Source organism: Salipiger sp. (assembly GCF_059781815.1).
In genome coordinates this window covers 1-10570 of record NZ_JBYNAH010000185.1, presented here as the reverse complement: position 1 = coordinate 10570, position 10570 = coordinate 1, and the positions used below count along the sequence as shown (strand labels likewise).

Sequence of the window (10570 nt, the reverse complement as noted above, 5' to 3'; positions counted from 1 at the left end):
CCCGCCCGCACCACCGGTGCCTGGGCGGGCGAGATCGGCATGGTGCAGATGCTGCCCAAGGACATCCTCGAAAACGGCATGGACGGGGATGGCGACGGCCATGTCACCCTCAAGACCTCGGCGCCGGATGCGCTGCTGTCGGGGGCCAAGATGCTCTCGGAGCTGGGCTGGCGCCATGGCGAGCCGTGGCTGCAGGAGGTGGTCCTGCCCGCCGACATGGACTGGTCGCAGACCGGGCTCGAGACCACGATGACCGTGGCCGAATGGGAGCGCCTCGGCGTGCGCGCCCGCGAGGGGGCGCTGGACGACGGGCGGCTCGAGGCCTCGATCCTGCTGCCGCAGGGGCGCGGCGGGCCGAGCTTCATCGCCTACCCGAATTTCCGCGTCTATTTCGAGTGGAACCAGAGCTTCACCTACGTGATGACCGCCGCCTATTTCGCCACGCGGCTCGAGGGCGCCTCGGTCTATGACCCCGGCAATCCCGATCCCGGCCTTTCGGGCGAACAGATGCAGGCGCTGCAACGCGCGCTCGACGCCAAGGGCTACGACGTGGGCGGCATCGACGGCATCCTCGGGGCGGGGACGCGCTCGGCGGTGCGCGACATGCAGGCCAAGCTCGGCCTGCCGGCGGATGGCTGGCCGACGATCGAGCTGCTCAACATGCTCTGAGGCGCGCCGGAGCCTCGCTCCGGAACCCGGCGCGGGGGCTTTTCGTTATCTCTCCATGATACGGGATATCGCATTGCCGGTCGCCCTGCTCTCGCTGTTGCAGGTCGGAATGTGCGCGCCGGACGAGGCGCCGACCCCACCCGAGGAGGTGGAGCTTCAGGTGCTGCCCGACGAGATGCGCGGCCGCTGGGGCCTTGCAGGCGAAGACTGCGGTCCGGGCCGGGCGGATGCCAAGGGGCTGATGGTCGTCACCGCGCGCCATCTCACCTTCTACGAGTCCCGCGCCACGATGCGCGAGGCAGACCGGCTCGGACCCGAGACGGTCGAGGCCGAGTTCTCCTATACCGGCGAGGGCATGACGTGGTCACAGGACGTGACGCTCACTCTCTCCGACGATGGCCAGAGCCTGCACCGGCAGGAAACCGGGCCCGATGCCGGACCCGTGGACCTGACCTACCAGCGCTGCGAGGGCGGCTGATCAGCCCGGGATGATCTCGAATTTCAGCACGTCGACCATGCCGCGATCGGTGATCTTCAGCGACGGGATCACCGGCAGGGCAAGGAAGGCAAGCTGCAGGAAGGGCTCTTCCAGCGTCACGCCGAGCGACCGGGCGGCGGCACGCAGTTCGACCAGTCGGTCGCGCACCTCCTCGAAGGGCGCGAGGCTCATGAGCCCCGCCACCGGTAGCGCCAGCTCGGCGAGGATCTCGCCATCCTTTGCCACCACGAAACCGCCCTCGATCTCTTCGAGCCGGTTCGCCGCCAGCGCCATGTCGGCATAGTCGACGCCGACGCAGGCGATGTTGTGGTGATCGTGGCAGACGGTCGAGGCGATGGCCCCGCTCTGCAGCCCGAACCCTTTCACGAAGCCCGTCGCCACGTTGCCGTTCTTGCCGTGCCGCTCGGCCACCGCGATGCGCACCAGATCGCGCGCCACATCGGGGCGCTTGTCGCCATCGGCGATGGCGATGGTCTCGCGCAGGTGATCGGTCAGGATCTGCCCCTCGCGGATGCCGATCACGTCGGTCTCCTCGCGGTTGCCGGTGGTCCGGAACTGCTCTGGCACGAGCTTCGGCGCCTTGACCGAGCCACGCCCCACCGGCGCGATGGTCTCGCGCTTGGCGAAGGCGGCATCATCCGCCACCACGCCGCCCGCCAGCACCAGCTTTGCATGACAGCCCTCGAGCGTGTCGATGGCGACGATATCGGCGCGCTTGCCCGGCGCGATCATGCCGCGATCCTTGAGCCCGAAGGCCTCCGCCGCCGACAGGGTCGCGGCGCGATAGGCGGCCAAGGGCGGCGTGCCGAGCGCGATCATGGTGCGGATCATGTAATCGAGATGGCCATGCTCGGCGATATCCAGCGGGTTGCGATCATCGGTACAAAGGCACATGTAGGGCGCCGTGCGCTCGCTCAGCAGCGGCTGGAGCGCGTGCATGTCCTTCGAGACCGAGCCCTCGCGGATCAGCACCCGCATCCCCTTGCGCAGCTTCTCGAGCGCCTCCTCGGCGCTGGTCGCCTCGTGCTCGGTGCGGATGCCGGCGGCGACATAGGCGTTGAGATCCTTGCCCGAGAGCAGCGGGCAATGGCCATCCACGTGGCCGCCCTCGAAGAGCCGCAGCTTCTTCATCGCCTCCGGGTCGCGGAAAATCACGCCGGGATAGTTCATGAACTCCGCCAGCCCGATGCCCGAAGGGTGCCCCATGAGCGGCGCCAGATCCTCGGCCAGCAGCTCGGCGCCCGCGGTCTCCATATGGGTGGACGGCACGCAGGAGGACAGCTGCACGCGGATGTCCATCAGCGTGTGCGCGCTGGCCTCCTGGAAATAGCGGATGCCCGGAGCGCCGATCACGTTGGCGATCTCGTGCGGGTCGCAGATCGCGGTGGTGACCCCGCGCGGGGTCACGCAGCGGTCGAACTCGAAGGGGGTGACGAGGCTGCTCTCGATATGCAGGTGGGTGTCGATAAAGCCCGGCACGAGGATCAGCCCGCTGACGTCGATCACCTCGCGCGCCTCGTAGTCTTCGAGGATGCCGACGATGGTGTCGCCGCAGATCGCCACGTCGCCCTCGAGCAAGTCGCCGGTGATCAGGTCGAGGATGTGGCCGCCGCGCAGGACGAGGTCTGCCGGGGCGTCTCCGCGCCCCTGCGCGATGCGGGTTTCGAGATCTGCCATGGCGGCCTCCGCTGCTGTTTCGGCCGAGTGTCGCACAGGCGCTGGGCGGGTGACAGGGCTGCTGTCGCAACGGAGCGCAGCCGCGACAGCTCGCACGAAATCGCCGAAGGCCCGCAGCGCCATGCACGCTTGGAGGCGGACGCCGAAATCGAAGCGGAGGGCGAAAAAGACAACTTAAGGGCAGCATAGGCGACGACGGGCAACAGGTCGGAAATATCTACAAAAAATACGCCATTTCCCGTGTGATTGGGCTAAGATAGCAGTGTCACCAGTGGGATAGGCGCCGCAGTTTCCGTGGCGGAATGATAGCCTTCCTTAATTTTACCCTCTTTCCGAACCAACCTCTAAGAACAACCGAAAGGTGATTCGTGGAACTTGACAGGGGATTTCGAGGTGAAGGTTGATTTAGCGATGCGTCCCGACGCCCGACAGACGGCTGTAATGCGTGTCCTGATCGCCGATGACCATGACCTCTTGCGCGATACGCTTGAACTGTTCCTCCAGGGCGAGGGCAACTTCGAGACCATAGGCGTCTCGTCCTATCCCGAGGCCGAGGCGCGCGTCGCCACTGACGGGCCTTTCGATCTCGTTCTGCTCGACTATTCGATGCCCGGCATGAACGGGCTCGCGGGGTTCACCCGGATGCAGGAGCTGTCCGGCGCGCGCCGCGTCGCGATCATCTCCGGCACCGCCAGCAAGGAGGTCGCCGAGAAGGTGCTCGAGGCAGGCGCGGCGGGCTTCCTCCCCAAGACGCTTTCGGCCAAGTCGCTGGTCAACGCCGTGCGCTTCATGGCGATGGGCGAGCAATACGCACCGCTCGATTTCATGCGCGCCGAGGTCGAGGAAGAGGTCAACCCGCTGGCCGAGAAGCTCTCGCCGCGCGAGCTCGAGGTGCTCGAGGGGCTGACGCAGGGCAAGTCCAACAAGGAAATCGCCCGCGATCTCGACATCCGCGAACCCACGGTGAAGCTGCACGTGAAGTCGCTCTACCGCAAGATCGACGCGTCGAACCGCACCCACGCGGCGATGATCGCCAAGGAAGCCGGGCTGTTCTGACCGCCCGGCGCCTCGCCGTCACATAAAGATCAGATCCATTTCGCCAGCGGCGGCAGGCTCATCAGCACCGCGTTGGCGTCGTGCCCGGTGGCCAGCCCGAACTTGGTGCCCCGGTCGTAGACCAGGTTGTATTCGGCATAGAGCCCGCGATGCACCAGCTGCGCCTCGCGGTCGGCCTCGTCGAAAGGCTGTACCCGGCGCTTTTCCACCAGCGGCAGATAGGCGGGCAGGAAGGCGCGGCCGATATCCTGCGTCAGGGCGAAATCCGCCTCCCAGTCGCCGGTGTTGCGATCATCCATGAAGATGCCGCCGACGCCGCGCGCCCGCTTGCGGTGCGGGATGTAGAAATACTCGTCGGCCCAGGCCTTGAGCTCGGGGTAGAGCGCCTCCCCGTGCGGGTCGAGATGCGCCTTCTGGGTGGCGTGGAAATGCGCCGTGTCCTCGTCGTATTCGATGCAGGGGTTGAGGTCGGAGCCACCGCCGAACCACCAGGCATGGGGCGTCCAGAACATGCGGGTGTTCATGTGCACGGCCGGGACGTGCGGGTTGCGCATGTGGGCGACCAGGCTGATGCCGCTGGCCCAGAAGCGCGGGTCGCTCTCGATGCCCGGCACGCCGCGCGCCGCCATCGATTTCTGCGCCGCTTCGCCGAGCGTGCCGTACACCTCCGAGACGTTGACGCCGACCTTCTCGAACACCCGGCCGCCGCGCATCACGCTCATCAGACCGCCGCCGGCGTCAGAGCCGTCCTCGGCGCTGCGCGTCGTCGGCGTGACCTCGAAGGCCCCGGCGGGCTCGTCCGAGAAGGGCCCGGTGTCGTGGCTCTGCTCGAGCCCCTCGAAGGCGGCCACGATCTCGTCACGCAGGGCGCGGAACCAGGCCGCGGCGCGGCTCTTGCGCTCGGCGAAGGCGTCGGTGTCGGTCATCGTGGATCTCCTCGCTATGCGGACCCGTGTTAGACGCAAGCGAGGGCGGGGGCAATCAATGCGCGGGGGCGACGACCGGATCGATCAGGGTGCGGCCGCCATCGACGGTGAGGATCTGCCCGGTCATGAAGCCCGAGCCTTCGGAGGCGAGGAACTGCACCGCCTCGGCGAGCGCGCCGGGGGCGGCGATTCGACCGAGCGGCGTGTGGGCCTCGATCTCCTTGCGGAAGTCGGGATGATCCTTGAGCTTGTCCTTGAGGCTGGCCGACATCACCGAGCCGAAGCCGACGCCGTTCACGCGGATGCGCTCGGGCGCCAGCGCCACCGCCATCGATCGGGTCATCTGGTCGAGCGCGGCGCAGGAGACCGAGTAGGACAGGATCTGCTTCTGGGTCCGGCGCGAGGCGATGGACGAGAGGTTGATGATCGCGCCGGCCTGCCGGTCGCTGTCGCCATTGGCCTGCTTCATCATCCGCTTGGCAACGATCTGGCTCAGCCGGTAGGCCGGCATCAGGTTCTGGCCGATCAGCGTCTCCATCGTGTCGTCTTCGAGGTCGAGCGGATCGGTGGGCATCATCTGCCGCGCGCCGTTGATCAGGATGTCGACCCGGTCGAACTGGTCGAGCGTGGCCGAGAGCAGGTTGGCGAGCGTCAGCTTCTCGCGCAGGTCGCCGGCGAAATAGCACATGTTGCCGCCGTCGGTTTCCTGCCCGCATTCCTTGGCGAGCCGGTTCTCGTCCATGTCGGCGAACATCACGTTGGCGCCCTTGTTGGCGAAGTGACGGGCGATGGCGAGGCCGACGCCGTTCGCGGCTCCGGTGACGATGGCGGTCTTGCCTTCGATCGAATAGCTCATTCGGCGTTCCCTGAGAGTTGGCGCGTCCGCCCGACGTTAGCGAAGATCAACGGTTCGGGCGAGAGGCGTGCAGGATCTTGAACCGGTTGTCGCCGGCAATCTCGTCGCTGTTGCGGAATTGCGCGGCAAGCGTGCTCTCGTAGGGCAGGTGGCGGTTCGCCACCAGCCAGAGCTGGCCCGAGGGTTTCAGCATCTTGCGCGCGGCGGTGATGAAGGCCTGCCCGAGCGAGGGATCGGCGCGCCGCCCCTGATGGAAGGGCGGGTTCATGACCACGGCGTCGAGCGGCTCGGGCGGGGTCCAGGCGGTGGCGTCGGCCCAGTGGAACTGGACGCGGGCATCGGTCACATTGCGGCGCGCGCAGTCGAGCGCGGCGTGATCGGCCTCGACCATGTGCAGGGTCTTGATCCCCTCGCGGGTCAGCAGCCCGGCGCCGAGCCCGCCCCAGCCGGCGCCGAGATCGGCGACCTGCGCGCCGAGTTTCTCGGGCAGGGCCGCCAGCAGCGCGGCCGAGCCCGGATCCGGCGCGTCGGCCGAGAACACGCCCGGCGCGGTCCAGAGCCCGTGGGCGTTGGGCGCGGGGTCGCGGGCCCAGTCGGCGAAGGCATCGCTGGCGGTGAACCAGACCGTCTTGCCATGCGCCTTCGAGACCTGACCGAGCAGCGGCGTGCGCGCCTTGACGGCCTTGGCAATCGGCTCGATGCCGTCGGTCTTCTGGCCGTCGATCACGATCAGCCCGCCGGGAACGGCGGCGCAGGCCATGGCGATGCGCGCCTCGGCCAGCTCGCGGGCGCGGGGCAGGAAGACGATGGCGGCGGCAAAATCGCCCTCGGGCGCCAGCGCGACCGGCACGCCGCGGCGCTGCCAGAGGTCATGATCGGGCTTGAAGCCCTGCACCACGGCGCAGCGCTCGAGCGGCAGCGCCTCGGAGAGCAGGTCTCCGGGGGCGCCGATCAGCAGGATGCGGCCATCGTCGGGCAGGGCGAGGCCCGCCTCGGTTGCGAAACTCAATCTGTCGGCTGTCATGGCAGGGCCGGCGCGGGGGCGCGGCTCACTCCTTTTCCATGGTGCATTGCAGCGGATGCTGATGGCGGCGGGCGAAATCCATCACCTGTCCGACCTTGGTCTCGGCGATCTCGTGGCTGAACACGCCGACCACCGCGACCCCCTTCTTGTGCACCGTAAGCATGATTTCGAACGCCTGGGCATGGGACATGCCGAAGAACCGCTCGAGCACGTGGACGACGAATTCCATCGGCGTGTAATCGTCGTTCAGCAGCAGCACCTTGTAGAGCGGCGGCCGCTTTGTCTTGGGCTTGGTCTGCAGGACCACATCGGCATCGCCATCACCATCGCCGTCTCCCGGGAGGGAGGGCGTGTTCGCGAGGCGGATGGTTTTTTCCGTGATGGTGTGGGTCATCTCGGGCTCAAGGCGCTTTGCGGTTGGTGGCTCGAAGCGTCTATATAAAACGGGGATGCCCGGGAGAAAAGGGCATAGCACGGAGTCTTCCCCTTATGGCCGCGAATTTGCAAACAATCGGTTTCGATGCAGACGATACACTCTGGCACAACGAGCGGTTTTTCAAGCTGACGCAGGAGCGATTCGCCGATCTGCTCAAGGATCATGCACAGCCCGATCACCTCGACGAGCGGCTGCTGGCGGCGGAGCGGCGCAACATCGGCCATTACGGCTTTGGGGTGAAGGGGTTCGTGCTGTCGATGATCGAGACCGCGATCGAGGTCACCGAGGGACGGGTGCCGGGCAGCGTGATCGGCGAGATCCTGGCGGCCGGGCAGGACATGCTGGCGCATCCGATCGAGCTTTTGCCGCATGCGCAGGAGGCGGTTGCGGCGCTGGCGGGCGGCCATCATCTCGTGCTCATCACCAAGGGTGATCTGCTGCACCAGGAGCGCAAGCTGGCGCAGTCGGGGCTGGGGGATCTCTTCGACGCGGTCGAGATCGTCTCGGACAAGCAGCCGGACACCTATGCCCGGATCTTCTCGGGCTGTCCGGGCGGGGCAGGGGGCGCAATGATGGTCGGCAACTCGCTGAAATCCGACGTGCGCCCGGCCATCGAGGCCGGCGGTTGGGGCGTCTATGTCCCGCACGAGCTGATGTGGTCTCTGGAGGCGGCGGAAAAGCCCGAGCATCCGCGCTTCGTCGAGCTGGTCGACCTCGGCGGGCTGGTGAGTCTCGTGGAGGAGATCGGCTGAGCCGGAAGGCGGGCGAGTGCTGCGCCACATTTTCGCCTCAATCGCCTCACTAGTCCGAGGCACGGTTCCGGCCCCAAGATGTGGATTTCAGCGCCTGCAAAAGAAGCAGATTATCAACATATTGCGGACTTCCGTCATCGTATCTTCCATGTTACGCTTCTCGACAATCATAACGAGAAGTTCACCGGAAAAACCGGGAACATTGAGGCAAAGAAGGCGGATACCGTGACGGGACGGCACAGGCAAAAGCCGGGCCGAGCAGGCCTGCATATAGTGACATTTTTCTGGCTCCTCATCGTTGCACCGATGAGCGCCATGGCTGCGCCCTACGCGGCGATGGTGATGGATGCCAGATCCGGCGAGGTGCTGCATTCCGAGAATGCCGACACTCCGCTGCACCCGGCCTCGCTGACCAAGATGATGACGCTCTACATCGCCTTCGAGGCGGTCGAGCACGGCGAGATCACCATGGACACGGAAGTTACCGTGTCGCGCAACGCGGCGGCCGAGCCGCCCTCCAAGCTGGGCCTCCGGGCCGGGCAGAAGATCAAGCTGCGCTACCTGGTGCGCGCGGCGGCGGTGAAATCCGCCAACGACGCGGCCACGGCGATCGGCGAGGCCATCGCAGGCAGCGAAGCGGCCTTCGCGCGGCGGATGAACCGCACCGCCAAGGCGATCGGCATGAGCCGCACCACGTTCAAGAACGCCAACGGCCTGACCGAGACCGGTCACATGTCGACCGCGCGCGACATGACCCTGCTCGGGCGGCACATGATCTACGACTACCCGCAGTATTATAACCTGTTCTCGCGCATCACGACCCATGCCGGCATGCACGAGGTCTACAACACAAACCGCCGCTTCCTTGGCGCCTACAAGGGTGCCGACGGGATCAAGACCGGCTACACCCGCGCCGCCGGCTTCAACCTCGTGGCCTCGGCCGAGCGCGGCAGCGAGCGGGTGATCACCACGGTGTTCGGCGGACGCTCCACCGCATCGCGCAACGCCAAGGTGGCGGAGCTGATGGACCTCGGCTTCAAGCGCGCCAAGACCCGCGTCGCGCTGCGTGCGCCGGGCAAGCCGCGCTATCTCGGCAACAGCGGGCTCGGTGCGGTCGAAGTCGCACGCAGCGCCGATCCCTCGCCGGACGGGGCGCGCGGCAAGACCATCCGCGTGGTCTCGGCCGCGGTCACCCGCAGTCTGCGGCCGCAATCGCGCCCGGGCGCCTCGAGCGCCGAGGTCGCGCCGCTGGTGGCCAGCGTCGAGAGCGACATCGAGACCGTGCTGGCCAAGGTGCAGACTGCCGAGGAGAGCGCCGTCTCGGAGGTCGAGATCGCCGAAGCGGTCCCCGCCGCGGATGCCTCCGACGTGGCGCCCAACGCGTCGATCAAGCCGGTGCGCCGTCCGCAGGGCATCCTGCTGGCCGCCGCGTCGGCGGCCCCCGCCGGAACGCAGGCAGTGCCGGTATCGGCGCCGGCGCAGGAAACGCAGGAGGTCGTGACCCGGCTCTCGACCTCGGGCGGGCGACACTGGGGCATCAACGTGGGCCGCTATCCCAGCCGCTACGCCGCCGAGAAGGTGCTGCTGAAGACCGCGCTGATGGAGACCTCGACGCTCGACGGCTCGCTGCGCAAGGTGGTCGGCCGCAGCTCGGGCTATGACGCGAACTTCATGGGGCTGAGCCGCGAGACCGCGGACCTTGCCTGCCGCCGGCTGCAGGCCCGGCAGGTGACCTGTTTCATGATCGGGCCGAGCTGAGGCCCTGACGGTTCAAGACCGCACCGGCGAAGATCCGGGCGGACCTCCAGAGCCCTGCCCCCGGTCACCTCGCCGGGGGCATTTTATTTTCGGCGATGTCGAAGCGGAGCAGCCCTACGGGCTGCGCAGGATTAGCCCGGTCCCGTCTTCGCCGGGTCAGGGCGGGGAGGGGGGCGCGGCCCCCTCTTGGCCCGGTGGGCCAATTCACCCCCGAGGTATTTCGGAACCAGAGAAGGCGTGCGCGCTCCTGTCTTCTCTTCGTCAAAAATACTCCCGCCGGAGGCTGGCCGGAAGTTGCCGTCGGCGCGATGCCGGGCAAAGTCGGCAGCTCTCGCCACGCGGCTGCGAGGACGCCCGCAAGGGCGGAGGAGCGGTTCGGGATCCGGACATGACAAACCCCCGAAAGGCAGGGCCCCGGGGGTCGTCGTCTTCTGGTGTTGGAAGGTCAGCTGCCTGACCTGCGCCGGAAAATCCGTGGCAAAGGGCTCAGAGGAGACCTTCGCGCTGGGCTTTCTTGCGTGCCAGCTTGCGGGCACGGCGGATGGCCTCGGCCTTCTCGCGCGCTTTCTTCTCGGACGGCTTCTCGAAATGTTGCTTGAGCTTCATTTCACGGAACACGCCTTCGCGCTGCAGCTTCTTCTTCAGGGCACGGAGCGCCTGATCGACATTGTTGTCGCGAACACTAACCTGCATGTGGTTTTCACCACCTTTCTAAGTTTGAGTTGCAAGGAATTGCAGGAGGTGGCCCTATAGCAAGGCCGGTCTAAATTGTCTAGGGTCTAGAAACTCTATTGAGTCGAAGGAGAGGCCCATGACGGACGATGCAGCCGGGCGCCTGCTAGACGCGGCGCGGACACAAGTTGCCTTCGATGGATGGTCGGAGACGACCTTCCGTGCGGCGGTGGCGGATGCGGGGA

11 protein-coding genes are annotated in these 10570 nt (G+C 66.8%); 5 read left to right on the top strand and 6 right to left on the bottom strand.

Features of this window, described 5'->3' with window-relative positions; genetic code table 11:
* The coding region (locus AC6RA4_RS18610; RefSeq protein ID WP_500162909.1) for a lytic murein transglycosylase at positions 1–669 on the top strand (669 nt) is incomplete at its 5' end.
* 73 nt (positions 670–742) lie between these two features.
* Entirely contained in the window at positions 743–1147 is a 405-nt protein-coding gene (locus AC6RA4_RS18605; protein ID WP_500162908.1) for a hypothetical protein, read from the top strand.
* Here the strand turns inward: AC6RA4_RS18605 and ade are convergent, their stop codons facing one another.
* A complete protein-coding gene (gene ade, locus AC6RA4_RS18600) occupies positions 1148–2845 on the bottom strand; it encodes an adenine deaminase (RefSeq protein ID WP_500162906.1) in 1698 nt (565 codons plus the stop codon).
* 441 nt (positions 2846–3286) lie between these two features.
* Between ade and AC6RA4_RS18595 the strand changes: the two genes are divergently transcribed.
* Positions 3287–3901 (top strand): response regulator, encoded by a 615-nt coding sequence (locus AC6RA4_RS18595; RefSeq protein WP_500162904.1) that lies wholly within the window; start codon positions 3287–3289, stop codon positions 3899–3901.
* Between the two features lie 29 nt (positions 3902–3930).
* Here AC6RA4_RS18595 and hemF read toward each other — a convergent pair whose 3' ends face one another.
* The 4 genes from hemF to clpS are packed head-to-tail and all read right to left on the bottom strand — an operon-like array spanning position 3931 to position 7101.
* Entirely contained in the window at positions 3931–4827 is an 897-nt protein-coding gene (gene hemF, locus AC6RA4_RS18590; RefSeq protein ID WP_500162902.1) for an oxygen-dependent coproporphyrinogen oxidase, read from the bottom strand.
* Positions 4828–4882: 55 nt separating this feature from the next.
* A complete protein-coding gene (locus tag AC6RA4_RS18585; protein WP_500162900.1) occupies positions 4883–5683 on the bottom strand; it encodes an SDR family NAD(P)-dependent oxidoreductase in 801 nt (266 codons plus the stop codon).
* A 46-nt stretch (positions 5684–5729) separates the two neighbouring features.
* Positions 5730–6707 (bottom strand): class I SAM-dependent methyltransferase, encoded by a 978-nt coding sequence (locus AC6RA4_RS18580; RefSeq protein ID WP_500162899.1) that lies wholly within the window; start codon positions 6705–6707, stop codon positions 5730–5732.
* Positions 6708–6732: 25 nt separating this feature from the next.
* A complete protein-coding gene (clpS, locus tag AC6RA4_RS18575; protein ID WP_500162897.1) occupies positions 6733–7101 on the bottom strand; it encodes an ATP-dependent Clp protease adapter ClpS in 369 nt (122 codons plus the stop codon).
* Positions 7102–7196: 95 nt separating this feature from the next.
* On the opposite strand from clpS, the gene AC6RA4_RS18570 reads away from it, so the two are divergent.
* Positions 7197–7895: an HAD family hydrolase gene (locus AC6RA4_RS18570; protein WP_500162895.1), complete on the top strand. Its 699-nt coding sequence runs from the start codon at positions 7197–7199 to the stop codon at positions 7893–7895.
* Positions 7896–8201: 306 nt separating this feature from the next.
* Positions 8202–9653 (top strand): D-alanyl-D-alanine carboxypeptidase family protein, encoded by a 1452-nt coding sequence (locus AC6RA4_RS18565; RefSeq protein ID WP_500162911.1) that lies wholly within the window; start codon positions 8202–8204, stop codon positions 9651–9653.
* Positions 9654–10139: 486 nt separating this feature from the next.
* Here the strand turns inward: AC6RA4_RS18565 and rpsU are convergent, their stop codons facing one another.
* A complete protein-coding gene (gene rpsU, locus AC6RA4_RS18560) occupies positions 10140–10346 on the bottom strand; it encodes a 30S ribosomal protein S21 (protein ID WP_005614280.1) in 207 nt (68 codons plus the stop codon).
* Between the last annotated feature and the right edge of the window lie 224 nt (positions 10347–10570).